Raw genomic sequence first — 23,168 nt, 5'->3', positions numbered from 1 at the left:
TGATCAGGCGGAGGGGATCTCGACCGTGAATCCGAACCACTTCTGGTTCAGTTCTTCCAGGGTGCCGTCTGCCTTGAGCTCCTCAATGATCTTGTCCACCTTGGGCTTCATTTCGGTGTCGTCCTTCGGGAGTCCGACGCCGGCGGGCTTGGTGCCGTAAACGTCGCCCACAATTTTCAGTTCCGACGCCAGCGGGGAGTTCTTCATGAAGTTCTCTGCGGCGATCCTGCCGGTTGCGAAGACCTCGATCCGGCCGGCGGCTACGTCCGCGAACCCTTCGGGGGCGCCGGGGTAGGCCTTCAGCTCGGTGAACCCGCCGATGCCTTTGACGTCCGATTCCGTTCCAGAACCGCCGATGGCTCCCACCACCAGGCCGTCCAGCTTACTGAGCTGCTCCACCTTCGTGTTGTCCTTCTTCACCACCGCCACGGCTCCGTCCGCCAGGTAGGGCGTGGAGAAAGTGATGGACTGTTTACGCGCATCAGTCATGGTCAAGCCGGACATGACGGCGTCGAACTTGCCGCTGTTCAGGCCCGGGAGGAGTCCGGTCAGCTGGCCTTCCACAAATTCAGGCTCCATGCCGAGCTTCTCCGCAATCAGGGTGCCCACTTCAATGTCGAAGCCGGTGAGCTTGCCGGCTTCAGAGAAGGTGATGGGCCGGAAGGTGCCGCTCGTGGCGATGGTGAACTTTTCCTTTGGCGCGGACTCAGCGGATGTGTTGCTGGTTGCTGCGCAGCCACTGGCAGCGAGGGTTAGCGCTGCCAGGGCGGCTACTACGGCGGCTTTGCTGGTGCGTGAAAACATGCGGGCTTCCCACTTTCGGTGATCCATGTGCCAGTGATGTGCTGACACGGATGACGCTATGGGTTCCGTGTGTCCGGAAATCGCCCGCTTCGTTTCCGGAACGTTAATTATGAATTCTGTAGACACTTTGACGAAGCGGGGCCATTGGACGGGCCGTTTACCGCGCCAGTTCAGCCGGCGTCTGCCGCCAATTGCTCCAGGAGCTCGGCAAAAGCGAGGGCAGCAAGTTCCCCGCCCGGAGGCGCCACCACCTGCACCGAGAGGGGAAAGCCCTCAGCGGAAAGTCCCACCGGAAGCGACACCACGGGGCATCCCGTGAGTGTCACCGCCCGGCACGGGCCCATGATTTCCCATCCCTGCAGCTGCTCGCCGTCCACGTCCAGCGTGCCGTCCACCCGGGCCGCGGGGCCACCGGCGACGGGAAGCAAAGCGATGTCAACGGACTCAAGCTGCCTGATAGCGCCGGTGCGGGCCGCGTCCGCAGCCAGGCGTGCCCGGGCAGTTTCCCCGGGCGACGCTGCCAGCGAATTTTTGATGGTCTGCAGGTTGGCGCCGGTAATGGCATCCTCCCTGCCGGCAACCGCGGCGGCGTGGTCCACCATGGGGTCCAGTTCGCGCAGCCGGTTGTAGGTGGGCAGGCAGTCGGCAAAAAGATCAGGCTGTTCCGTGGCCGTATGGCCCGCCGCGGCGATGGCGGCGGCCAGCCGCACCATGACCTCGGCGACCTCCGTGCGGACCGGGCCGAACGCCCGGCCATCGCTCCACGCAACCCGTATCGGCCCCTCCTGCGTGGGCAGCGGCTCCGTAGGCGAACCGGCCATCACGGTATAGGCCGCCCGGAGGTCACGGACGGAACGGGCCAGTGGGCCCACCGTCTGGAAGGATCCCTGCATGCCGGGGCTCACCGCCGGGATTACGCCGTCGTCCCCGAAGTTCCCAGCCAGGCCCGGTACCTGCCCTTCGCCGGGGAGCGCGCCGATCCCGGGCCGCAAGGCCGCGATGCCCACGCACTGCGCGGGCCATCTCAGTGACCCGCCGAAGTCCGTTCCTACGCCCAACGCAGAGATGCCTGCGGCGACCGAGGCGGCCTCACCGCCGCTGGATCCGCCAGGGGTGGCGTCCGGGTAGCGCGGATTGCCCGTCCTGCCCAGCAGGGGGCTTTCGCAGGTCATGCCGAAGGCGAATTCGGGGCAGTTGGTCTTGCCCACAAGGATGGCGTCAGCGTCAAGGAGCCGCTGCACCGCGGGGGCGGTGGTGTTTGCCATGGTGGCGGCGAACGCCTTGCTGGCGGCCGTGACGGGAAAGCCTGCCACCGCAACCACGTCCTTGACGCTGAACGGGATCCCGGCCAGCGGGCCCAGCGTTCCGCCCGCAGCCCGGCGGGAATCGAGGGCTGCAGCGGCCCGTTCCGCGCTGTCCCAGTCCTCGCTGATAAAGGCGTTGAGGTCCTTGCCCTGCGGGGAGTCGGCAATGGCGCGGGCTTCGGCGAGGATGCTGACGGCGGATTTCCTGCCCGTGCGGAAGGCCTCGGCGATGGACGTGGCGTCCGAGAATCCGGAGTTCAGTGCTGCAAGGAGTGAGCTGCTCATTCACTGGCCTCCTTTTTGGTGGTCGAGCCCTGCCGGGCGAGGTAGTCGCGCTCGCCGTGCTCCTCGAATTCGCGCCGGATCCGGTCGGCGTCCCCCGAGCGCAGGCACTCCAACAGTTCGGCGTGCCTGTCGCACCCCTTGCTCAGGTCACCCTTAGACCGTTCCTCGTTGAGGACATTGGCCGCCATGGAAACCTGCATCTGCACCATGAGGGAGCGGTAGGTGTCGCTGAGCCTGCGGTGGCCGGCGGCATCAACCAGTGCGGTATGGAAGTCGATGTTGGCTTGGACCACTGCCGGCCGGTCGCCGCGCCTTGCTGCTGCCCGCATGGCTTTCATGATCGGGTCCAGCGATGAGTACGCGCCGGGGTCCTTCCGGGCCAGAAGGCGGTCCAGTGCGAACATCTCCAGTGCGCGCCGGAGCGAGTAGATCTCGTCAATGTCGGTGTCCGTCATGGACACCACGCGGTATCCGCGCCTCGGTGACTGCTCAAGAAGGCCCTCGCTTTCAAGGGTCCGCAATGCCTCACGCAGCGGAGGACGGGAGATGCCCAGCTTTTCGGCGAGGGGAGGCTCATTCAACTTGTCGCCGGGCACCAATTCGCCACTGACAATCAGCTTTCGGATCTCCCTGGCGGCCAGTGAAACGAGGCTCTCTTGCTGGATCATGCTCCAAGACTACTGTCTACATTTTTCCTCCCGCCTGCCCCGGGCTGAGTTTACGCAGGGTTTACACAGGGAGCCGTTTCGTCAAACTGTCTACAGTATTCTTAACCGTACTGCCGACGTAAGGATGACTGTTCGATGGGAAAAATACGGACACGTTCCGGTTCGGTGCGCCGACAATTCGGATGGATTGATCCCTTTGTGCTGCTGCTTCTGGCCACTCTTGCCGTAGCCGCGCTGTGGCCGCCCAGGGGCTGGGTGGGCCCGGTGTTTTCCACCGCCGCGGGGATCGCCGTAGGTCTGCAGTTCTTCATCAGCGGGTTGAGGCTACCGCCGTCGGCTGCGCTCCAGGGCGTGAAGGCCTGGCGGCCGCACCTCGTCATTGTTGCGTTTTCCTTCGCCGTCTTTCCGCTGCTCGGACTCGGCGTGGCTGCCGGTTCCTCATGGCTTCTTTCGCGCGAGCTCGTTGCAGGACTGCTTTTTCTGACGATGCTGCCGACGGCGGTACAGACCGCCACCACCTTCACCGGCATCGCCGGGGGAAATACTGCGTTGGCCGTGTGCGCGGCCTCGATCTCCAACCTCTTGGGGGTGGTGGCCACACCCCTCCTGGCTGCCCTGGTGTTGGGTTCCTTCGGCGGCCTGCATACGGACGCGGTGTTCAAGATAGCGCTGCAGATCTTTGCGCCGTTCGTGGCGGGGCAGCTGCTTCATAAGCCGTTGGCGCGGTGGACCGTCCGTCGGGCGAAGCCGCTGAAGGTGGTAGACCGCAGCGCCATCCTCCTGGTGGTGTATGGAGCCTTCGGAGCGGCCGTGGCCGGCGGTCTGTGGCAGCAGATTCCGCCTGCCCAGCTGGCTGTGACAGGGGGGATCTGTGCAGCGCTGTTGGCACTGGTGCTCTCCGCGACATCATTGACGGCACGCAGGTTGGGCTTCGGACGTGCTGATGCCACCGCAGTCCTCTTCTGCGGCTCGCAGAAGAGCCTCGCCAGCGGGCTGCCGCTCTCGGCCATCCTGTTCCACGGGCCACTTGCGGGTGTGGTGATCCTGCCAGTCATCATGTACCACGCCATGCAGTTGATCGTGTGCGCGGCGATCGCCCGCCGGTTGGCCAAACGGGCCGGACAGGCTGTTGGCAAGGCCCCGCTCGACGCGTTTGCGTAACCAACGGCGAGCGCCGGAACCGGAACCCCCACAAGATCGGGAGTTCCGGCCGGGCTGGCCCCAAAAAGTCACGCAAACGCGCCGCGCGAAAGGTCAGCCCCGCGCCTGAAGCCCCGGGACGCCGTCGCGGATCTCGAAGGAGGCCTTCGTGGAGACCGGTGCGCCCGGCGTCGTGACGTGGTCCAGGACCCGGAAGTCCGCGGTCATCGATTCCTTGGTGATGCGGGTGTTCACGTAGCCGCGGTTGTCGTTGTAGAACTTCAGGTGCGGGTTCCAGGCCATGACGGGATCGGTGGTGGAGCCCGTGCCGTTGCCGGTTGAGGTGATGGACGTGCACACCAGTTCGGAGCCCACCACGGGGGAGGTCGGGTCCTTGTAGTCCACCTTGACGTCGTTGGCCCAGTTGCGGTGCACATCGCCGGTGAGGACCACGGCGTTGCGGACATTGGAGTCCACCCAGCCCTGGGTGATGCGGCGCCGGGAGGACACGTAACCGTCCCAGCCGTCCATCGAGACATCGTCCACGTCCAGGGCCTGGGCGCGGTCCCGCTCGGCGAAGAAGACCTGCTGGCCCAGGACGTCCCACCGCTGGGTGGAGTTCCGGAAGCCGTCCAGCAGCCACTTCTCCTGCTCGGCGCCGGTGATGGTGCGGTCCTCCGCAAGCCGCCCGGCCACGTTCTTCTTCCAACCGTCGCCGGCGAGCTGGTCGTCGCGGTACTGGCGGGTGTCCATCATGTGGAAGTTGGCCAGCTGGCCCCACTGGATCTTCCGGAAGATCTTCATGTCCGGCCCGGCCGGCAGCGAGGACGGGCGCAGCGGCATGTTCTCGTAGTACGCCTGGAAGGCGGCGGCGCGGCGCTGGCGGAAGTGCTCCGTGGTGTCATTGAGCTGGCCGGCGTCGCTGTTCTCCGGCACCTCATCCGCCCAGTTGTTGTCCACTTCGTGGTCATCCCAGACCACTGCCCACGGTGCGATGGCGTGCGCTGCCTGCAGGTCGGCGTCGGCCTTGTACTGAGCGTGGCGCTGCCGGTACGTTTCCAGCGCGACGGTCTCCGGGCCTTCATGGTCCCGCGGGTTGCCCCCGCCGATCACGTAGCTGCCCTTCTTGTACTCGTAGAGGTAGTCGCCCAGGTGCAGCACCAGGTCCGGGTGGTCCTCGGCGAGGCGCCGGTAGGCGGTGAAGTAGCCGTGTTCGTACTGCGCGCAGCTGGCGAACGCCATGGCCAGCGCGGCGGGCGTCTCGTGCAGGGCAGGGGAGGTGAGGGTGCGGCCCACCGGGCTCAGGTGCCTGCCGGTGCGGAACCGGTAGAAGTATTCGCGGCCGGCTTTCAGGCCGCGCAGCTCCACGTGTACCGAGTGCGCGGTTTCGATCCGGGCGTGCTCGACGCCGCGGGCTACTACCCGGCGCATGCTTTCGTCCTCGGCCACTTCCCACTGCACCGCAACGTTGCGTGCGGGCATGCCGCCCAGGCCGTCCTCGGCCACGGGGTTTAGCGCCAGGCGGGTCCAGAGCACGAAGCCGTCCGGCCACGGCTCGCCCGACGCGATGCCGAGCAGGAAGGGGTTGGTGCGGAGGCCGGCGTCGTCAGCGGTGGAAACCGCGACGGCGGCACCCGGCAGGGCGGCGACGATGCCTGCGCCCAGGCCGGCGGAGATCAGGGTTCTGCGGGAAATATTGTCCATGCTTCGAACCTAGGGAGGCCGGTTGGACAGGTTCCTTGGGGAATGTGAATGGCGGGTTAACTGCGTGACAAGATCAGTCGATTGCGTGCCGGACCGGAAGTGCCTGCAGGGTCCTTGGACTCTGGCCCGGCCGCGGGCAACCGGGAAGAGTGGTTGCCAACCCCATCCGGCCCGTGTAAGGACGTTGCCATGGCCCGCACCTCCGTCATCACCGGCGCAGCATCCGGCATTGGTAAGGCCGCTAAGGAGCTGCTTGAGGAACGCGGTGAGCGCGTCATCGGCGTTGATCTCCATGACGCCGACGTCGTGGCAGACCTCTCCACCCCAGGCGGCCGTTCCGCAATGGTGGACGCGGTGCGGGACGCCAGCGGCGGCACCATCGACGCCGTTTACGCCGTGGCCGGGCTCGCATTGCCGGCGCCCGCCACGGTGGCGGTGAACTATTTCGGCACCCTCGCAACACTGAACGGACTCCGCCCGCTGCTGGCCGGCTCGGACGCGCCGCGGGCCCTGTTGGTCTCCTCGATGGCTGCCCTCATGGCCAGCGACGATGAGCTCGTGGCGCTGCTGGCCGCAGGGGACGAGCCGGCAGCCCTGACCCGCGCCGAGGTCCTGGCCAAGGAACCGGCCGTCACCGGCGGGCTCATTTACGTGTCCACCAAGCTGGCACTCTCCCGCTGGGTCCGCCGGCATGCTGCCACGGCCGACTGGGCCGGTGCCGGGATCCCGCTGAACGCCGTTTCACCCGGCATTATCGCCACGCCCATGACGGCGGACCTGATCGACACGGAAGAGGAGCGGGAGTCGCTGCTCAAGATGGTCCCCATGCCGCTGAACGGCATCGCCGAACCGATGGTGGTGGCCCGCCTGATGGCCTGGCTCAACAGCCCCGAAAACTCCCACCTCTGCGGGCAGGTCATCTACGTGGACGGCGGCAGCGACGTGGTGCTGCGCGGCGACACCGTGTGGTGACCAGCAGGGCCCCTCTGGCTACGAACAGGCTCAAAAGACTGACTGTCAGTCACAGGCAGCCCGGAAAGCCAGGTATCCCGGATCGTCGCGTCCCACGATCCGGCGCAGCGCCTCGACGGCCAGCGGATCAGATGCCCCCATGTCCGTGGAAAGCCAACGCACCAGCAAGGAGGCGTCCCCGCTGGCCCGAACGGCGGACCCCACGGCGAGGTCCATCTGGTCCCGCAGCAGCTGCACGGCCAGGGTTCCTGACCGGCTGAGCAGGGGAGCGCGGTAAGCCTCCAGCGCTTCGGCCACCCGGCCAGCACGCAGCAGCCGCAGCACCCGGCCCGAGTCGGAGCGTCCGGTCAGGCTTGCCGCCAGCCGGTAGGGGTTGGATTCCACGGCGCCGCCCACCAGTGACCGGACCCGGAACATTTCGGTTCGGATGGCCTGCGGCGTTCCCGAGTCCCCGTGCAGTTCGTAGGCCAGTTCCTCCGCGGACCAACCCTGCGACCGGGAGTCCAGTAGAGCCAGGATCTCGGCCCGGCGGAGCGTGAGGGTGGTTCGGCTGCCGTCGTCGAATACCGCCGCAGCTTTGTCACCCAGCAGTTCAAGGGAGGTTACGACGGCGGCCGGCTGGGCATCAGGAGCCGTTGACCGCCGAGCGCGGACGGGAGATGACGCAGCCAAGGAGGCTCCGCCGTCGAGCGTTCCCAGGAGCGATTCCGCCACCCGGACCGCGCACCGCACCATCCGCAGCGTGTCCGCACTGATCGTGTCCAGGGGGCCGGAGACATCCAGGACGCCCAGCACTTCGCCGGTGGCAGGGTCCGTAATGGGCGCGGCGGTGCAGGCCCACTCGTGGTGGGTGCGCACAAGATGTTCGGCGGAAAACAGCTGCACGGCACCGCCGGTCACCAGGGCCTCGCTGATGGCGTTGGTACCGATCCCGGCCTCGGACCAGTCCGCTCCCTCCAGGAACTCCAGATGGTCGGCCCGGCGCAGGACGGCGGGGCTGCCCACCCGCCAGAAGATTTCCCCGCCGGCATCGGTGAGCACCAAGAGGTGGCGCCCGTCCCGCGAGTCGTCCGCCAGGAGCTCGTGCAGCGCCGGCATGACCCGCTGCAGCCGGTGCGCGCGCCGCAGTTCCAGCACCTCGGACACATCGTGCAGGTGCCGCGGGCTGTGCTGGTCCGGGCTGATGCCCAGCGCCATGGACCTGTGCCAGGAGGCGACCAGGCTAGTAGGGATCTCGGGGCGCGAGACACCGGATATGACCAGCTCGTGCGCGCGCCGCAGCGTCCGCGCATACCGTGCCGGGTCCGAAAACCTCTGACCGTAGTCCACCGTGTCCTCCTCGCCGCCGGCGTCCTTGCCAGTCCGGTGGGCGTGTAACGCACCTGTTACCCCCGCCGCGTTCCACTAGTGATGCAGCTCACGCCCGCCTCAGCATATCGCAGCACCCCGGCGGGACAGGGCGGCCAAGCACCAACACAAAGGAGTGGAGATGACCGAAACACCCACCGCCGCCGCCAAGGCCTGGCTCGGCGGCCTGGACGAGGCGCTGCAACGGCGCGACGTGGACGCAGCACTTGAGCTTTTCGAGGACGACAGCTACTGGCGGGACTTCGTGGCATTCACATGGAACCTCAAAACCCTCGAGGGAAAGGCGGACATCCGGCGCATGCTGGAGTCCACGCTGGACCGCGTGCAGCCCACCAACTGGGCGCTCGCCGAGGACGCCACCGGAGATGCAGACAGCGCGGAAGCCTGGATCACGTTCGAAACCGGTGACGCCCGCGGCTACGGCCACCTCCGGCTCCGGAACGGCAAATGCTGGACGCTGCTGACCACCATGCAGGAGCTCAAGGGCTTCGAGGAAAAGAAGGGTCCGCGGCGCGAGCAGGGCGTGGCCCACGAGATTGTCCGCGGCCGGCGGTCCTGGAAGGAACTCAAGGAAGAGCAGGAAGCCAGGCTCGGCTACCAGGAGCAGCCTTACTGCGTGATCATCGGCGGCGGCCAGGGTGGGATCGGCCTCGCCGCCCGGCTGAAGCGGCTGGGCGTGCCCACCATCATCATCGAAAAGAACCAGAACCCCGGCGACTCCTGGCGGAACCGCTACAAGTCCCTGCACCTGCATGACCCCGTCTGGTACGACCACCTGCCCTACCTGAAGTTCCCGGACGACTGGCCCGTCTTCGCCGCCAAGGACAAGATCGGCGACTGGCTGGAGCATTACACCCGCATCATGGAGCTGAACTACTGGTCCGGCACCGAGTGCGTGGGGGCAGCGTACGACGACGGCACGCAGGAATGGGAGGTCAGCGTCCTTCGCAACGGCGAACCCGTGACGCTCCGGCCGAAGCAGCTGATCTTCGCCTTGGGCGTGTCCGGCTACCCGAGCATTCCCACGTTCGACGGCGCCGAGTCCTTCCTTGGGGAGCAGCGCCACTCCTCCCAGCACACCGGCGGCGGGGACTGGACGGGCAAGAAAGCCGTGGTGATTGGCTCCAACAACTCGGCCCACGATATCTGCGCCGACCTCTGGGAGCACGGCGCCGACGTCACCATGGTGCAGCGTTCCTCAACGCACATCGCCCGCAGCGAGTCCCTGATGGACCTGGCGCTGGGGGACTTGTACTCGGAGCGGGCGCTCGCGGCAGGGGTGACCACGGAGAAGGCCGATCTGCTGTTCGCCTCGCTGCCCATGCGCATCCTCCCGGAAGCACAGGTGCCGGTGTACCAGGAGATGGCGTCCCGGGATGCCGAGTTCTACTCGCAGCTGGAGGCCGCCGGGTTCGACCTGGACTTCGGCGTGGACGGGTCCGGCCTGTTCGTGAAGTACCTGCGGCGCGGCTCCGGCTACTACATTGACGTCGGCGCTTCCCAGCTGATCATCGACGGCCGGGTGAAGCTGAGGACCGGGCAGGTCACCAAGATCACCGGCAACGCGGTGGTGATGGACGACGGCACCGAACTGGAGGCGGACCTGATTGTCTATGCCACCGGCTACGGCTCCATGAACGGCTGGCTGGCGGACCTGGTTTCGCCCGAGGTCGCGGACCAGGTAGGAAAGTGCTGGGGGTATGGCTCAGACACGCCAAAAGACCCTGGCCCATGGGAGGGGGAGCTGCGCAATATGTGGAAGCCCACCAACGTGCCGCAGCTCTGGATCCATGGCGGCAACCTGCACCAGAGCCGGCATTACTCCGCCTACCTGGCGCTGCAGCTGAAGGCCCGGATGGAAGGACTGGACACCCCCGTCTACGAATTGCAGCCCAGCCACCACACCCGCTGAGCCGGCGGTTGAACCCACCGAAACCCATGAAAGGACCATCATGAAGGCAGCACGTTTCCACGCCCGCAAGGACATCCGCATCGAGGACGTCCCGGAGCCGGAGCTCAGGGCAGGGGCGGTGAAGATCGACGTCGCGTGGTGCGGCATCTGCGGCACCGACCTGCACGAGTACCTGGAAGGGCCCATCTTCTGCCCCGCCCCGGGGCACCCACACCCGGTGTCCCACGAGGAATCCCCGGTGACCCTGGGGCACGAATTCTCCGGGACTGTGTCCGAAGTGGGCCAAGGCGTGGACGGACTGGCAGTGGGTGACAACGTCGTCGTCGAACCCTACTTCGTGGACGGTGACTGCGACATGTGCCAGGCGGGCAGCTACCACCTGTGCCGCCAGATGGGGTTCATCGGGCTGTCCGGCGGCGGGGGAGGGCTGAGCGAGAGGATCGTGGTGGACCAGCGGTGGGTGCACCCCATCGGGGACATCCCGCTGGACGAGGCGGCGCTGATCGAGCCGCTGTCCGTGGCCCACCACGCGGTGGCGCGAAGCCGCGTGAAGGAAGGCGATGTTGCGCTGGTGGGCGGGTCCGGTCCTATCGGCCTACTCACCGCGGCTGTCCTCAAAGGCATGGGCGTGACCACCATCATCAGCGAACTCACCCAGGCGCGGAAGGAGAAGGCCACTTCCAGCGGGGTGGCGGACCATGTGCTGGACCCCAGCAAGGAGGACGTGCCGGCCCGGGTGCGGGAGCTCACCGGCGGGACCGGGGCTGATGTCGCGTTCGAGTGCGCCGGTGTGAACGCGGTATTGGACACCATGCTCGACGCCGTCCGTCCGGGCGCCGTGGTGGTCAACGTGTCCATCTGGGGCGCGCCAGCCACCATCGATATGCAGAAGCTGGTGCTCAAGGAGATCGACCTGCGCGGCACCATCGCCTACGTCCGAGACCACCCCGCCGTGATCAGGATGGTGCAGGAGGGCAGAGTGGATCTCAAGCCGTTCATCACCGGCCGGATCGCGCTGGAGGACCTGGTGGAGCAGGGCTTCGACACCCTCATCAACCACAAGGACACCGCGGTGAAGGTGCTGGTGCACCCGTAGTGGTGTGCGCCGCCGGACTTTAGTCCCTGTTCTGGAGTAACCCTCCGGCGTAGCTTGAAGGTGGGTCCCGCACCCCGCAGGCCCACATTCAAGGGGGCATCATGACCAGGCCCAGGCATCCGGTTCTTGGCATTCTGGGGCTCAGCGGCCTGATGGTGCTCACAGGCTGCTTCGGCCCTCCCGCGCCGACGCCCACGGGCAGTTCTGCCGCGCCAGCGCCCACCGCGAGCGCGACCGGCACCACGGGTCCAAGCACGACGGCGGCCCCCGCCACGACGACGCCGTCCAGCACCTCAGCCGCGCCCACCACCAGCGCCGCCGCGCCGCCGTCGTCCGCTCCCGCCAGCCAGCCTGCGACGGAGGAACCGCAACCCACCGGGCTGCCGGAACAAACGGGACCGCTGACCGTGTACTACATCGGCATCGGATACGGCGGCCCGGGCCCCACGACCGGGTGCGGAGACAGCGTGGTTCCCATCACCACGGCACCTGTCCGCTTCACGGACCAGGTGCGGCCGAGCATCGAGGCATTGCTCGCCAACAAGACCTACACACTGGGCGAATCGGGTTATGTGAACGCGCTGTATCAGTCGAACCTGACGTATGTGGCCGGTGAGCTGAACGGCAGTACCATCACCATCTGGCTGACCGGGCAGTTCATGCTGGGCGGTGTGTGCGACATTCCGCGGGCCAAGGCACAGCTGGAGTACACGGCGATGGCCGCCTCCGGCGCCACCAGTGCGCAGGTGTACGTCAACGGCCGCCCCATCGACGAGGTGCTGAGCCTGAAGTAGGCAGCTTGGTTTCCCGCACGTACCGCCGGGGCGGTGCCGGGGCTTTGGGCCCTACCTGCCGCTGCCGGCCGGAGCCTAGCCTGAAGGCAGCAGCGGCACCCTGCCGCCTGCCCGGCTCCGGGAGGTACACGGTGAAACAGGCCAACGCGAGCATCATCGCCGGCATCGTCCTGATGATGCTCGGTGTCCTGTTGATGCTGGACCGGGTGGGCGTCCTTGACAGCGGGGCGATCGTTGCGCCGCTGGTGTTTGCTGCCGCCGGTGTCCTGTTCCTGTCCGTCTTCGTCCGACGCCGGGAGCACTGGTGGGCGGCCATCCCCGGGTCCGTGTTCCTTGGCCTCGCCGCGGTGGTCACCTCCGCTGAGCTCACCGGCAGCGGCGCGTCCGCGGGCTTCCTGTTCCTCTTCATGGGTGCCGGCTTCGGCGCCGTTTACGTCCGCGTCCCGGACAACTGGTGGGCCATCATCCCGGCCGGGGTGATGCTGACCCTGGCCGTCATTGTGGCCCTGCCGCCGGCGTTCCAGGGCACACCAATTGCCGCTGTGCTGTTCCTGGGCCTGGCGGCCACCTTCGGCGTGCTGACCCTGGTTCCGGTCCGCTCCTCCGATGTCAGTAGCTCAGGCGCCGGCCATCTCAAATGGCCGTTGATTCCGGCCGGTGTCCTCGCGGTGCTCGGCGTGATCATGGCCCTCCAGGCGTCAGCGCTCCTGATTCCGATGGACATTGCCGTGCCAGCCGTGATGATCGCGGCCGGGATTGCGCTGGTGGTTTACGCGTTCCTCGCCCGGACCGGCAGGCACCGCAAGGTCGACGGCCCCGGCTAAGCGGTACGCGACGCCAGGTGTTCCGCCACGTACTCGGCGTCCGGGCCCACCCCGGGAAGCGTCGCCGAGATGTGCCTGGTCAGCCAGGGGAGGCCGACGGCGTACAGGCCCGGGTGCTCCGTCACGCCGCGCAGGTGGCGGGGGTAGTTCCACTCATCCAGGAGGTCGAGGGCCGGGTCCAGCATGCTGAAGTCCAATCCATAGCCGGTGCACCAGATCACGGACGTAATGCCCTCCGCCGCCAGGTCCAGCCGGGATCCGGACTCGGACGGCAGCCAATTGTCAGGCTCAGGGACATCGGCCGCCGGGGCGTCGATGCCGGCAGCTGCGATGTAGGCGTCGGAGAGCCGGCCCAGCCGCTGGCCGAAGCCGGCCTCAACCAGCGTGAGGCGTTCGGCGAGATCGTCCGTGAAGACGGGACCGCCGTCGTGCATTCCCTCGAAGCGGCCGTGCAGCCGGACGCCCCTGCGGCCCAGGGACCGCAGCCGGATGCTGCGGCCGCCGCCGTTGCCGGACAGCAGCGGATTGCACATGAACCGGCCCGCGGGGGAGGGGAGCTGATCCACCTGCAGGGCGTTGATGCCGTACTCCGGCCCGTGCACGTTCACCTGCATGATCCAGTGGAAGACGTCCTTGCCGCGGTACCGCCGGGGCGCCTCCGGGCACGACGCCACGGACAGGTGCACCGTGCGGCCGGCGTCCAGCAGGTCCTCGGTGATCTGCCCGCCCGACTGCCCGGTCCCCACCACCAGCACCGCGCCGTCCGGAAGCTGGCCGGGGTTGCGGTAGCTGTGGCTGTGCAGCTGCAGCACGTCCGGGGAGATGCCGACGGCGGCCGGCGGGATCCGCGGCCGCTGGAACGCGCCGCTGGCCAGGACGACGTTGCGGGCAGCCCACGCGCCACGGTCCGTTTCCACCGTGAACCCGCCATCCGCCGGGGAGATCCGGGTGACAGCGGTTCCCAGCTTCACCGGCGCCGCGATGTCCTCCGCATAGTTCCGGAAACAGCCGATGGTGGCGTCCCGCGGCTGGAACCCGTCAGGTTCGGACCCGGCGTAGGCCTTGCCGGGCAGGTCCAGGGAGAAGTTGGGGGTGTTCAGGTAGAAGGAATCCCACCGGTCCTGCCACGCCCCGCCCAGCGCTGGCCGCCGTTCCAGCAGCCGGTGCTCCACCCCGTGCTGGCTGAGCCAGTAACTGGTGGCGAGGCCGGCCTGTCCGGCACCCACTATTACTGTGTTGGTTTCCTGCCGGGAGGCTGCGGGGGAGGACATGGCTACTTCGCGGCTGCCCGCGGGGTGCCGGACCGTGGCGCCCGGGCCTTCGGTTCCTTGGTGGCCTTCGGTTCCTTGGGCTGCTTGGGCGGCAGCGTGGCGATGTAGCCCAGGGCTTTTTCGGCCCAGGCCCTGGCACGGGTGTCGTCGCCGTCGCCCTCTTCGTTCCAGACTTCCGGCAGTCCGGTGTACCCGCCCATCGGCCGCTCCGCGGGTCCGAACGGTACGGTCCGCTCGGAGGATTCCAGGATGCCCCGGTCCGCGTCGGAGAGTTTCACGCCGATGGTGGATCCGAACAGGCCCGCGAACATGTTGCCGTTGATGAACGCGCCCAGGTTGCCGAACATTGGCTTCACCACGACGTCGGGATGGTCCGGCACCACACGCCGGAACCGTTCTTTGTCCTGCTCCGAAGCTTTGGGCATCTCCATGGGTGTCATCTCCCGGAATAGGGGCGGAGTGGATCTGGATGCAGGATATGCCTGGGCGGGTACCGGGGTCGAGGGGGAGCAACGCCCTGCATTTTGGGAATGCTTGCTGCTGTCATCAGGGCGGGTACCGGCCGTGGTTCGGCAGCGCCGGAAACTCCTGTAGTGTGGTACATGTTGTTGTGTTTATGCAGTTGGTAGTTCAGGCAGTACGCACGGTCGAAAGCCCGTGTTCTTCTGAAGTAGCGGTTTTTGAACACCCCACGCCGGAGGGCCCGAAAGTCGGGACGTTCCCTCCACCTTCACGAAGGACAAAAATAATGGCTACTGGTACCGTCAAATGGTTTAACGCTGAAAAGGGCTTCGGCTTCATCTCCCCGGACGACTCCTCACAGGACGTTTTCGCGCACTACTCCGCGATCAACTCCAACGGCTTCCGCTCCCTCGAAGAGAACCAGAAGGTTTCCTTCGACACCGAGCAGGGCCCCAAGGGTCCCCAGGCCACCAACATCCAGGCTCTCTAATTTCCTAGAGTTCCGGGACCGTTAGGTGTCATAAAGCAGGGCTTGCCTTCGGGCAGGCCCTGCTTTTGCTTAACCCGGGTGTGCCACGTCAGCTGCCGGCGTCCAGCGTAGGCATCCCCAGCTCGGCGCAGACGCTGTGCGGCCCCGGAATGATGGCCACAGCATTGTCCACCACGCAGGCAGTAAGTTCCGGAACGTAGTGGCCCGGGCCGAAGTTGTTGGGCATGGCCGTGGCAGGGTTACCCTGTGCATCGGTGACGCCGGTCTCCAGATCCTGCGGGGGACGGGCCGCGGGGCCTTCGAAGTCCGGCGGAATCAGGTCATCCGTGGCGCCGCCAGGGTTCATCAGCCCCTGGTCCCAGTTGAACGCGCAGAGCGCCACAGGATCCTCAATCTGCTTGTTTCCGGCCCGGGGATCCGTGCCTGGATTTGGCCATGTCAAGGCCCTCGTCCCGGCTCCACAGCACCTCATCTGTTTCCCCCCCCAACCGTTCCATACCTCATAGTGTCCGCGGGCCCGTGGAATGTCCCGGCAGGAAGGAGGCACATCGGGAGGATTGTGCAGCAATGGTTATCTGGCTGCCACTCCGCCACCCCGGGCCGCTTCAGCCGGGCTGCGTTACCCCGGGTGGCGCTCCGCCAGGAACGCCGTCAGCGCAGGGTTGTCGATTTCCTTGGCCAGCCAGGGGACGGCCTCCGCCGCGGCTTCGTCGCCGAGCACGGCGCGGTGGGACTGGCCGCGCACCACGAACTCCCGCATCCCGCTCCGGCTGGCCAGCTCACCGAGCCTGTCCACGAAGCCGGCGGCCCGCGGCGACCGGATGGCAATGGCAACTTCCGCGGCCGTATCCAGAAGCCTGGCCGAATACCAGAGGTACCAGGGCTTTGGCTCCAGGCCGCGGTCGATCCAGTGCTCCGCAGCTGCGAGGTCGCCGTGCCGGGCGAAGAGGCGCGCTTCGGCCCCGGCCGCTAGGGCCATGTAGCAGTGGTCGCCCGCCAGTTCCGCCATCACCCAGGCCCGGTCGATAAACGCGGCGGCTTGCTCCATCTCCCCGGCGGCCAGGTAGGTTTCCCCGCGGACCCCCGCGACGAACGGCTCGAATGCCGTCCAATGCTCCTCCGCGATCCAGGCCAGGGCGCGGTCCAGGATGGCTCCCGCAAGGTCCAGTTCGCCGCGGAGCAGGTGCACCCGGCCCAGGAGGGCCGCACTGAAAGCCTGCTGCCGTCGGTTGCCGGCAGCCTCGGCCAGTTTCCCGGACTCCGTGAGGGCCGCTGCAGCTGCCCCGTACCGTGCAGTGTCTGAGGCCAGCATGCCCTGGATGGCCAGGATCCGGGCCTGTTCGTCGGGAAAACCGTCCGCCGCCTGCATGGCCTTGTCCAGCCACCCGGCGGCCCGGTCCGGCACACCCCGCTGCACGGACAGGTAGCCCAGCTCGCGGTACGCCGCAGCGGCGGTCCGGGAGGCGCCGTCGGGCCCCTCCGCCTGGAGCGCCCGGTGGAGAAGGTCCGCCACCTCGGCGCCGCGGCCCCGCCGGCCTGGTGGATCAGCGCCCCGGACAGCGTCACCAGCGACTCGGCCACCAAATGGCTGTTGCCCGTATGCTGCGCCAGGCTGACGGCAAGCCGCAGCTGCTCCAGCCCCCGGTCCACGGACCCGGCCCACAGCGATGCCCCGCCGGCATCCAGGTAGGACCGCACGGTTGCCGCAGTGGCCGGTGTGCCGGGATCGGGCTCCGGATCCGCGTCGAACAATGCGCGGCGGACCTCCGCCGGCAACGGCAGCCCCAGTTCCTGCCGGTAAAGGTTGCCGCAGTGGACGGCGTGCGCGCGGGCCTTGCGGTACTCGCCCGCGGCTATGAGCGCCTTCACCAGGACGGCGTTGCAGTCCGCGTGGAAGGGGTCCCGCTCCAGGGCAAGGGTTGCCAGTTCGGCGGCCTCGCCGGCGGCGTCCGATGCCAGTGCCGCCAGGGCAGCCTCGTACAGCAGTGACTGGACCACATTGTCCAGGCGGTAGCGCTGGTCCGCCAGCCAGGAATCGAACACCGGGGAGTCCGTAAAGGCCAGGCCTTCCAGCAACTGCCCGGTGAAGCGGCGCGGGTCGGTGCCCGGACCGGTGGCGGGGTCCATCGCGTCCAGCGCATCGCAGCGCCACGGCGGCAGCAGATCCAGCCGCAGGGGATCGCCCGCCACCGTGACGCCGTCAAGTGCCCGCCGCAGCTCCGACAGGTTCCAGCGCAACGCCCCCAGCGGGTCCGCCGCATCCGGAAACAGCAGGGCAGCAGTGCGGGACCGGCCGGTGCCATCGGCCTGCAGCGCAAGGTAGGCCAGCAACGCCCAGGCCTTGCGGCCCCGGGGCTGCGGGGGAGTGGTGCCGGGGGACTCGATCGCTGGCGGACCGAGGAGCCGAATCCAGTTCTCGGCCATAGGGCTCATGGTACGCCGCGGGATTGGCGGCGTCAGCGGCCGTCACACGGTTGCTCACACGCCGGCCGAACACACTGAAATCGCCCCATCCGCACACTCACCAGAAAGCACCAACCATGGAACTGCTCGGCCTCCTGCTTCTCGTTCTTTGGGTACTCATCGCAACCATCTGCACCATCCTGGCTGACGGCCGTGGACACACCCCGGACATCCGCTCGGGATCGCCATGGTCGGCAGGAAACCTCCCCAGCGAGCCCTACGCCTCACTGCGCATGTAGGCCACGCCCACGTCATGAGGGCTCACACCAGTAGGGCTCATTGACAGGACGTACGACGGCGGGACCCGGCACGGTTGCCGGGCCCGCCGTCGCTTGTGCGCAGGAAGCCGGAGTCAGGGCACGCGCAATTCGATGGGCGGCGTGCTCATGGGGCCGCCGCACTGTTCAGATCCGCCCACGCGCGTCCACGTCAGGTCGAACTTCTGCTCCGCCAGAACCGTTCCGTCCGCCGCGAGGGCGCTGATGGTGGCCCTCGGGGGAGCGCTCATCCCCATCATGAAATTCCAGGTGTCACCCTCCCTGGTGACCGTGAAAAGGGGATAGGACTCAGATTCCGGCGCCGGCTGTGGTGTGGGAGTGGACGGATCGAAGGTGGGCGCCACGCTGCGCAGGGGGAGGGGATCGGCGGGGGTGGGAGCAGGCCGGGAACACCGGTCCTTTTCGTCGCACAGCCGGACTTCGCTGACGGCGGCCGGGTTCCCCTCGACGGTCACGGTCAAGGAATTGGACCAGCCGATGGCCGGGCACGCGTAGTTCATGCAGCCGGCCAGCGGCAGTACCCCCGTCATGGCCGCAGCGAGTGTTCCCAGGATCCCCCAACCCGTTTTCATGGTTTCAGCGTAGCCCCATGGCCTCGCGGACTTCGTCGAGGATGTGCAGCATTGCCCGCTCGGCAACAGCGCAGTCGCCGTTGGCCACGGCAGCAGCAACATCCTCATGCGCCTGCAGTGCCTCGTTGCGGGGCTTGAACGGCATGAGGCCCTGCTGGGTGCGGCTGGTCAGGACCTCCGCCACCATGCCTTCAAGCGCCCGGAACATTTCGTTGCCGCAGCTGCGCAGCAGGAGCTGGTGGAATTCGATGTCCGCCGCCAGGAAGTTCTGGAGGTCGCCGGCCTCGCCCAGCCGCCGCAGGTCGCCGGCCAGGGCCAGGAGTTGTGCGCGTTCGTCGGCACTGGCCCGCCGCGCTGCCCCGGCAGCGGCTATGGGTTCGACGGCGATGCGCAGCTCGGTCAGGCTGCTGTACTGGACCTCGCGGCGCTCGGAGGCGAGGCGCCACCGGACAAGCTTGGGGTCAAAGACGTTCCAGCGCTCGCGTTCCTGCACCACGATGCCCACCCGGCGCCGCGAGTACACCAGGTTCATGGACTCCAGGACCTTCATGGTGTCCCGGGCAACGGTCCGGGAAATTTTGTACTCCTGCTGCAGCCCTTCCAGCGTGAGCCGGCTGCCTGGCGGAAGCTTGGCGGACGCTATGGCTATGCCCACCGCCTCGAGGACGCGCTCGTGCATCGCTCCGGACGTGCCGCCGTCGTGCGCGTCATCCGTCTCTTCAACTGTCGCCGTTGACATTCCTGCCGCCTCTCTCTGCGCCGCAGCGCACCTCCAGAATACCGCCGAAAAGTGCAAAGGTATGACTTGTGACACTGAAAGATAGTATTTATCGCTCCGAAAGGTGATACCTTATGGCGTAGCCCACGCCAGCTGGGCACCGCAGGGAGCTTCTACAAAAGCCAACGACGTCTTCTCCGGAGGTACAGATATGCAGTATCCACCCACGCACCTCGTGGTGATGGGCGTTGCCGGGTCCGGCAAATCCACCCTCGCCGCCGCCCTCTCCCACACGCTGGGCTGGGCCTGCGCCGAGGCGGATGAGTTTCACCCGGCGGCCAATATCGCCAAGATGAGCCAGGGCATTCCCCTCCAGGACGACGATCGCTGGCCCTGGCTTGGTGAGATAAGGGACTGGATGACAGGCAAGTCCCGGGATGGCCTGAGCACCGTCCTCACCTGCTCCGCCCTGAAGCAGAGCTACCGGCGCCTCCTGTCCGAGGCCGGCGGACGAGTGATTTTCCTGCACCTCGACGGCGGCGCGGACCTGATCGGCCAGCGCATGCAGGGCCGCGAAGGCCACTTCATGCCGCCCACGCTGCTGCCCAGCCAGCTGGCCACGCTGGAGCCCCTGAACCAGGAAGAGCTCGACGCCGGCAGCCTCCGCCTCGACATCTCCCGCTCACCGGAGGAACTGGTCGCCGCCGTCGTGCAAACCCTTGGCCTTGACGCGGACCAGGCGCCCCGCGCTTCCTAAGCACCCCCGAACCCCCACCAAGAAGCACTGTTTCAAAGGAGAACCATGACCATCGAAGGATGGACCCAGACGCTGGGAGCAGGTCCCCTGCTGCTCATCGCCGCAGCCGCGATCCTCGCCCTGCTGTTCCTGATCATCAAGCTGCGCGTGCACGCCCTGATCGCCCTGATCCTCGTCAGCCTCGCCACCGCCTTTGCCACCGGCATCCCGGCCAACAAGGTGGTGCCGGTCCTCATTGACGGCTTCGGCACCACGCTGGGAACGGTAGCGCTTCTGGTGGGCCTCGGCGCGATGCTGGGACGCATCGTCGAAACCAGCGGCGGCGCCAAGGTCCTGGCCGACTACCTGATCGGCATCTTCGGCGAGAAGCGTGCCCCCTTCGCGCTGGGCCTCGCCTCCCTGATCTTCGGCTTCCCCATCTTCTTCGACGCCGGCCTCGTGGTCATGCTGCCGGTCGTGTTCGCAGTGGCCCACCGCCTGGGCGGTGGCGTGCTCCGCTACGGCCTGCCTGCCGCCGGTGCTTTCTCCGTGATGCACATTTTCCTGCCGCCGCACCCGGGTCCGGTTTCCGCCGCTGCGTTCTTCGACGCCAACATCGGCCTGGTGACCATCGCGGGCCTCATCGTCGCCATCCCCACCTGGTACGTCACCGCCTACCTCTACGGCCTGTACACCGGCAAGAAGCTTGTCCTGCCCGTGCCGGAAATCCTAGGCCACGCCTCGGCCGAGGCCGAGTCCCACCCGCCGCGCTTCCGCACCATTATCGGCCTGCTGCTCCTGCCGCTGGCCCTGATCTTCATTAACACTGGCCTGAACACCATGGCCTCTTCCGGTGTGCTGGCCGAAGGCACCAAGGACCAGCAGTGGTTCCAGATCCTGCGCACCCTGGGTGAAACCCCGGTGGCCCTGCTGATCGCCGTGCTCGTTGCCCTGTTCGTCCTGGGCGCCCGGCGCGGCAAGGACGCAGGCGAGCTGGAGCAGTTGCTGGAGTCCTCACTCGGGCCTGTCTGCTCCGTCATCCTGATCACCGGCGCCGGCGGCATGTTCGGCGGCGTGCTGCGCACCTCCGGCATCGGCAAGGCCCTGGCTGACGTCCTGGGCGGACTGGGCATCCCGCTGATCCTGGCCGGCTTCCTGATCTCCGCCATCCTCCGCATCGCGCAGGGTTCCGCCACCGTGGCACTCACCACCACGGCAGGCCTGATCGCTCCGGCCGTGGCCGCGGGCGGCCTGAACGGCATGCAGGTGGCCGCCATGGTCATCGCCGTGGCCGCCGGTTCAGTGGTGGTCTCGCACGTGAACGACTCCGGCTTCTGGCTGGTGGGCCGTTTCTTCGGCATGGACGTCAAGACCACACTGAAGACCTGGACCGTGATGGAAACCCTGATCGGCGTCATGGGCTTCGGCATCGCAGCGGTCATCTTCCTGGTGGCCGGGCTGGCGGGATAGCGTCCCCAACCAAGTAGCGCCAAGTGCCGTTTTGGGCCCTCAAAACGGCACTTGGCGCTACTTACTTTCGAGGCGGGGCGGCTGGTGGGAACACCGGCCGCCCCGCCGTCGTTGTTCCCCCTATGTGCGCCCGTGCTATCCGTAAGAGCAGGGCGCAGCCGCTCCGAGCAGAGGACACCCCTTGACCCAACGCACCATCGTGATCACCGGCGCCAGCGACGGCATCGGCGCAGCAGCCGCCCGGACTCTGGCAAAGGCAGGCGAAAAAGTGGTGGTCGTGGGGCGCTCCGCCGAGAAGACCCGGGCATTGGCCAAGGAAATCGACGCCGACTACTTCGTTGCCGACTTCGCTGACCTCGCGCAGGTCCGCACCCTCGCGGCGCAGCTGAAGTCCGACTACCCCCGCATCGATGTCCTTGCCAACAATGCCGGCGGCATCATGGGCAAGCGGACCCTGACCGTGGACGGCAACGAAGCCACGTTCCAGATCAACCACCTGGCGCCCTTCCTGCTCACCACGCTGCTGCTGGAAACCCTCGCGGCCAGCAACGCCAAGGTCATCAACACCTCCAGCGCCGCCAACGGCTTCGGCAAGCTGGACCTCTTCGACCTCACCGCCGAGCACAGCTACTCCGTCAACCGCGCCTACGGCACCGGCAAGCTCGCCAACATCCTCTTCACCTCCGAGCTGCACCGCCGCTTCCACGAGCGCGGAATTACGACGGCGGCATTCCACCCCGGCGTGGTCCGCACCAACTTCGCGGCGGAGTCAGCGAGTCCGATGCGGCACGCGTACAAGACCATCCTGAACCGCTTCATGCTCACCCCGGACCAGGGCGCCGACACCATGCTGTGGCTCATCAACGGCACGGCCGGCACCGACTGGATCTCCGGTGCCTACTACGCCAAGCGTGCTCTGGCCAAGGCGAACAAGCAGGCTTACGACGCCGTCCTGGCCCGCGAGCTGTGGGACAGGAGCGAAGAGCTGGTCAAGCCCGCCTAACTACTCGCAGCCGAAACCGTCGCCGTCCCGGTCCAGACCGTAAATATCGCTGCCGATAACCTGTACCGGCCCCCGTACGTAGGCGGGACCGTTGCCGCTTCCCCCGGCGCAGTCGACGTCCGAGGCGATAGGCACGCATCCTGAGTAGTTCGGGTCACAACCGGTTCCGGCCGCAGGAGCGACCGGCACGGCTTTAGGTGCTGGCGCTGCTGCCGCCCTTGCAGCGGCTTCGGCCGCAGCCTGTGCTGCGGCGGCGTCTCGTGCGGCCTTGGCTTCCGCGGCTTGGCGCGCCGCTTCCTGCGCGGCGGCATCGGCTGCCGCTTTGTCCGCTGCTGCCTTGTCGGCAGCTGCTTTGTCTGCCGCGGCTTTATCTGCAGCTGCCTTGTCCGCTGCTGCCTTGTCTGCGGCAGCCTTGGCACCAGCAGCGGCCGCCAGCTTCTCCTTCACATTCTGCGATTTGGAGGCCTCAAGCCACACGACGGCACCGGCCTCGTCCTTTGTGCAGATATACGTGGTGCCACTGGCGGACTTCTGGCTGTCTACGCTCGCACACGCAGTTCCGGAGATGGGCGTGACGGTTGGTGTCGGCGAGGCCGCAGCTGTGCTGGTGGGTTCGTCTGCCGTCGCAGCGCTGAGCGAGGCGGGGGATCCGCCGCAGCCGGTCAGGAGGAGCACGACGGCGGCCGCGGCCGCCGCGGCAACACCGTTCTTGGTGCCGTGCCCCCGGGCGCTGCTGCCGGCACCCGTCTCGGCTTTCGGGTCTGCGGCGCGCGACCGATAAGAGTGCTTCCGTGTATTCATTTGTGCCCCCATTGACGTGTGCCGGATGCGAAG

24 protein-coding genes are annotated in these 23,168 nt (G+C 67.3%); 12 read left to right on the top strand and 12 right to left on the bottom strand.

Features of this window, described 5'->3' with window-relative positions:
- Window positions 1-3 precede the first annotated feature (3 nt).
- From ACFV4R_RS19425 to ACFV4R_RS19415, 3 genes are all read right to left on the bottom strand, one after another.
- Window positions 4-804, bottom strand: a complete 801-nt coding sequence (locus ACFV4R_RS19425) for a transporter substrate-binding domain-containing protein (protein ID WP_377204120.1) — start codon at window positions 802-804, stop codon at window positions 4-6.
- 170 nt (window positions 805-974) lie between these two features.
- On the bottom strand, window positions 975-2,393 hold the full coding sequence (locus ACFV4R_RS19420) for an amidase (RefSeq protein WP_377204121.1): 1,419 nt from the start codon (window positions 2,391-2,393) through the stop codon (window positions 975-977).
- Window positions 2,390-3,061, bottom strand: a complete 672-nt coding sequence (locus ACFV4R_RS19415) for a GntR family transcriptional regulator (protein WP_377204122.1) — start codon at window positions 3,059-3,061, stop codon at window positions 2,390-2,392. Before ACFV4R_RS19415 ends, ACFV4R_RS19420 begins: the two co-directional genes overlap by 4 nt.
- Before the next feature lie 198 nt (window positions 3,062-3,259).
- Here ACFV4R_RS19415 and ACFV4R_RS19410 point away from each other — a divergent pair, with 198 nt between their 5' ends.
- Window positions 3,260-4,222, top strand: coding sequence for a bile acid:sodium symporter family protein (locus tag ACFV4R_RS19410; RefSeq protein WP_377204123.1), 963 nt, complete (start codon window positions 3,260-3,262; stop codon window positions 4,220-4,222).
- A gap of 93 nt (window positions 4,223-4,315) precedes the next feature.
- On the opposite strand, the gene ACFV4R_RS19405 is transcribed toward ACFV4R_RS19410, so the two are convergent.
- Complete coding sequence (locus tag ACFV4R_RS19405) at window positions 4,316-5,905, bottom strand: alkaline phosphatase D family protein (RefSeq protein ID WP_377204124.1); 1,590 nt, start codon at window positions 5,903-5,905, stop codon at window positions 4,316-4,318.
- Between the two features lie 189 nt (window positions 5,906-6,094).
- Between ACFV4R_RS19405 and ACFV4R_RS19400 the strand changes: the two genes are divergently transcribed.
- Window positions 6,095-6,877: an SDR family oxidoreductase gene (locus ACFV4R_RS19400; protein ID WP_377204125.1), complete on the top strand. Its 783-nt coding sequence runs from the start codon at window positions 6,095-6,097 to the stop codon at window positions 6,875-6,877.
- A gap of 45 nt (window positions 6,878-6,922) precedes the next feature.
- Here the strand turns inward: ACFV4R_RS19400 and ACFV4R_RS19395 are convergent, their stop codons facing one another.
- The gene (locus tag ACFV4R_RS19395; RefSeq protein ID WP_377204126.1) at window positions 6,923-8,206 is read right to left on the bottom strand and encodes a GAF domain-containing protein; all 1,284 of its coding nucleotides are present in this window, start codon (window positions 8,204-8,206) and stop codon (window positions 6,923-6,925) included.
- A 160-nt stretch (window positions 8,207-8,366) separates the two neighbouring features.
- Here ACFV4R_RS19395 and ACFV4R_RS19390 point away from each other — a divergent pair, with 160 nt between their 5' ends.
- The 4 genes from ACFV4R_RS19390 (at window position 8,367) to ACFV4R_RS19375 (ending at window position 12,871) form a co-directional block, all read left to right on the top strand.
- Entirely contained in the window at window positions 8,367-10,157 is a 1,791-nt protein-coding gene (locus tag ACFV4R_RS19390) for an NAD(P)/FAD-dependent oxidoreductase (protein ID WP_377204127.1), read from the top strand.
- Between the two features lie 40 nt (window positions 10,158-10,197).
- On the top strand, window positions 10,198-11,253 hold the full coding sequence (locus ACFV4R_RS19385; protein WP_377204128.1) for a 2,3-butanediol dehydrogenase: 1,056 nt from the start codon (window positions 10,198-10,200) through the stop codon (window positions 11,251-11,253).
- A 101-nt stretch (window positions 11,254-11,354) separates the two neighbouring features.
- Window positions 11,355-12,047 (top strand): hypothetical protein, encoded by a 693-nt coding sequence (locus ACFV4R_RS19380; protein ID WP_377204129.1) that lies wholly within the window; start codon window positions 11,355-11,357, stop codon window positions 12,045-12,047.
- Window positions 12,048-12,178: 131 nt separating this feature from the next.
- Entirely contained in the window at window positions 12,179-12,871 is a 693-nt protein-coding gene (locus tag ACFV4R_RS19375) for a hypothetical protein (RefSeq protein ID WP_377204130.1), read from the top strand.
- Here the strand turns inward: ACFV4R_RS19375 and ACFV4R_RS19370 are convergent.
- Window positions 12,868-14,142 carry a flavin-containing monooxygenase gene (locus ACFV4R_RS19370; protein ID WP_377204131.1) on the bottom strand — a complete coding sequence of 425 codons (1,275 nt, stop codon included), beginning with the start codon at window positions 14,140-14,142 and terminating at the stop codon, window positions 12,868-12,870. The two genes, ACFV4R_RS19375 and ACFV4R_RS19370, sit on opposite strands and share 4 nt — an antisense overlap.
- A 2-nt stretch (window positions 14,143-14,144) precedes the next feature.
- Window positions 14,145-14,573: a TfoX/Sxy family protein gene (locus ACFV4R_RS19365; protein ID WP_377204132.1), complete on the bottom strand. Its 429-nt coding sequence runs from the start codon at window positions 14,571-14,573 to the stop codon at window positions 14,145-14,147.
- Window positions 14,574-14,890: 317 nt separating this feature from the next.
- On the opposite strand from ACFV4R_RS19365, the gene ACFV4R_RS19360 reads away from it, so the two are divergent.
- A complete protein-coding gene (locus ACFV4R_RS19360) occupies window positions 14,891-15,094 on the top strand; it encodes a cold-shock protein (RefSeq protein WP_009372930.1) in 204 nt (67 codons plus the stop codon).
- Between the two features lie 88 nt (window positions 15,095-15,182).
- Here the strand turns inward: ACFV4R_RS19360 and ACFV4R_RS19355 are convergent, their stop codons facing one another.
- Window positions 15,183-15,536: a hypothetical protein gene (locus ACFV4R_RS19355; protein WP_377204133.1), complete on the bottom strand. Its 354-nt coding sequence runs from the start codon at window positions 15,534-15,536 to the stop codon at window positions 15,183-15,185.
- A 177-nt stretch (window positions 15,537-15,713) separates the two neighbouring features.
- Window positions 15,714-16,607: a hypothetical protein gene (locus ACFV4R_RS19350; protein ID WP_377204134.1), complete on the bottom strand. Its 894-nt coding sequence runs from the start codon at window positions 16,605-16,607 to the stop codon at window positions 15,714-15,716.
- A gap of 71 nt (window positions 16,608-16,678) precedes the next feature.
- Between ACFV4R_RS19350 and ACFV4R_RS19345 the strand changes: the two genes are divergently transcribed.
- A complete protein-coding gene (locus ACFV4R_RS19345) occupies window positions 16,679-17,083 on the top strand; it encodes a hypothetical protein (RefSeq protein WP_377204135.1) in 405 nt (134 codons plus the stop codon).
- Between the two features lie 551 nt (window positions 17,084-17,634).
- Window positions 17,635-17,796 (top strand): hypothetical protein, encoded by a 162-nt coding sequence (locus ACFV4R_RS19340; protein ID WP_261620077.1) that lies wholly within the window; start codon window positions 17,635-17,637, stop codon window positions 17,794-17,796.
- A gap of 113 nt (window positions 17,797-17,909) precedes the next feature.
- Here the strand turns inward: ACFV4R_RS19340 and ACFV4R_RS19335 are convergent, their stop codons facing one another.
- Complete coding sequence (locus ACFV4R_RS19335; RefSeq protein ID WP_377204136.1) at window positions 17,910-18,407, bottom strand: hypothetical protein; 498 nt, start codon at window positions 18,405-18,407, stop codon at window positions 17,910-17,912.
- Between the two features lie 4 nt (window positions 18,408-18,411).
- A complete protein-coding gene (locus ACFV4R_RS19330; protein WP_377204137.1) occupies window positions 18,412-19,146 on the bottom strand; it encodes a FadR/GntR family transcriptional regulator in 735 nt (244 codons plus the stop codon).
- Window positions 19,147-19,336: 190 nt separating this feature from the next.
- Between ACFV4R_RS19330 and ACFV4R_RS19325 the strand changes: the two genes are divergently transcribed.
- The 3 genes from ACFV4R_RS19325 to ACFV4R_RS19315 all read left to right on the top strand — a co-directional run bounded on the left by ACFV4R_RS19325 (window position 19,337) and on the right by ACFV4R_RS19315 (window position 22,334).
- On the top strand, window positions 19,337-19,882 hold the full coding sequence (locus ACFV4R_RS19325) for a gluconokinase (RefSeq protein ID WP_377204138.1): 546 nt from the start codon (window positions 19,337-19,339) through the stop codon (window positions 19,880-19,882).
- A 45-nt stretch (window positions 19,883-19,927) separates the two neighbouring features.
- Entirely contained in the window at window positions 19,928-21,331 is a 1,404-nt protein-coding gene (locus ACFV4R_RS19320; RefSeq protein WP_377204139.1) for a GntP family permease, read from the top strand.
- Window positions 21,332-21,512: 181 nt separating this feature from the next.
- Complete coding sequence (locus ACFV4R_RS19315) at window positions 21,513-22,334, top strand: SDR family NAD(P)-dependent oxidoreductase (RefSeq protein WP_377204140.1); 822 nt, start codon at window positions 21,513-21,515, stop codon at window positions 22,332-22,334.
- Here the strand turns inward: ACFV4R_RS19315 and ACFV4R_RS19310 are convergent, their stop codons facing one another.
- Window positions 22,335-23,135: a hypothetical protein gene (locus tag ACFV4R_RS19310; protein ID WP_377204141.1), complete on the bottom strand. Its 801-nt coding sequence runs from the start codon at window positions 23,133-23,135 to the stop codon at window positions 22,335-22,337.
- Window positions 23,136-23,168 lie beyond the last annotated feature (33 nt).

The sequence above is a fragment of the Pseudarthrobacter sp. NPDC059871 genome (genome assembly GCF_042731175.1).
GTDB lineage: Bacteria > Actinomycetota > Actinomycetes > Actinomycetales > Micrococcaceae > Arthrobacter.
Note: the sequence above shows the minus strand (reverse complement) of the source record. Positions and strands in the feature narration are given on the sequence as shown.

What these genes read in the sequence shown, in the direction of transcription:
- ACFV4R_RS19325 (WP_377204138.1), top strand. Translation starts at nt 19,337, where the DNA reads ATGCAGTATCCACCCACGCACCTCGTGGTGATGGGCGTTGCCGGGTCC.
- ACFV4R_RS19400 (WP_377204125.1), top strand. Translation starts at nt 6,095, where the DNA reads ATGGCCCGCACCTCCGTCATCACCGGCGCAGCATCCGGCATTGGTAAG.
- ACFV4R_RS19385 (WP_377204128.1), top strand. Translation starts at nt 10,198, where the DNA reads ATGAAGGCAGCACGTTTCCACGCCCGCAAGGACATCCGCATCGAGGAC.
- ACFV4R_RS19310 (WP_377204141.1), bottom strand. Translation starts at nt 23,135, where the DNA reads ATGAATACACGGAAGCACTCTTATCGGTCGCGCGCCGCAGACCCGAAA.
- ACFV4R_RS19415 (WP_377204122.1), bottom strand. Translation starts at nt 3,061, where the DNA reads ATGATCCAGCAAGAGAGCCTCGTTTCACTGGCCGCCAGGGAGATCCGA.
- ACFV4R_RS19365 (WP_377204132.1), bottom strand. Translation starts at nt 14,573, where the DNA reads ATGGAGATGCCCAAAGCTTCGGAGCAGGACAAAGAACGGTTCCGGCGT.
- ACFV4R_RS19330 (WP_377204137.1), bottom strand. Translation starts at nt 19,146, where the DNA reads ATGTCAACGGCGACAGTTGAAGAGACGGATGACGCGCACGACGGCGGC.
- ACFV4R_RS19370 (WP_377204131.1), bottom strand. Translation starts at nt 14,142, where the DNA reads ATGTCCTCCCCCGCAGCCTCCCGGCAGGAAACCAACACAGTAATAGTG.
- ACFV4R_RS19380 (WP_377204129.1), top strand. Translation starts at nt 11,355, where the DNA reads ATGACCAGGCCCAGGCATCCGGTTCTTGGCATTCTGGGGCTCAGCGGC.
- ACFV4R_RS19340 (WP_261620077.1), top strand. Translation starts at nt 17,635, where the DNA reads ATGGAACTGCTCGGCCTCCTGCTTCTCGTTCTTTGGGTACTCATCGCA.
- ACFV4R_RS19360 (WP_009372930.1), top strand. Translation starts at nt 14,891, where the DNA reads ATGGCTACTGGTACCGTCAAATGGTTTAACGCTGAAAAGGGCTTCGGC.
- ACFV4R_RS19425 (WP_377204120.1), bottom strand. Translation starts at nt 804, where the DNA reads ATGTTTTCACGCACCAGCAAAGCCGCCGTAGTAGCCGCCCTGGCAGCG.
- ACFV4R_RS19405 (WP_377204124.1), bottom strand. Translation starts at nt 5,905, where the DNA reads ATGGACAATATTTCCCGCAGAACCCTGATCTCCGCCGGCCTGGGCGCA.
- ACFV4R_RS19345 (WP_377204135.1), top strand. Translation starts at nt 16,679, where the DNA reads ATGGCTGTTGCCCGTATGCTGCGCCAGGCTGACGGCAAGCCGCAGCTG.
- ACFV4R_RS19390 (WP_377204127.1), top strand. Translation starts at nt 8,367, where the DNA reads ATGACCGAAACACCCACCGCCGCCGCCAAGGCCTGGCTCGGCGGCCTG.
- ACFV4R_RS19320 (WP_377204139.1), top strand. Translation starts at nt 19,928, where the DNA reads ATGACCATCGAAGGATGGACCCAGACGCTGGGAGCAGGTCCCCTGCTG.
- ACFV4R_RS19335 (WP_377204136.1), bottom strand. Translation starts at nt 18,407, where the DNA reads ATGAAAACGGGTTGGGGGATCCTGGGAACACTCGCTGCGGCCATGACG.
- ACFV4R_RS19420 (WP_377204121.1), bottom strand. Translation starts at nt 2,393, where the DNA reads ATGAGCAGCTCACTCCTTGCAGCACTGAACTCCGGATTCTCGGACGCC.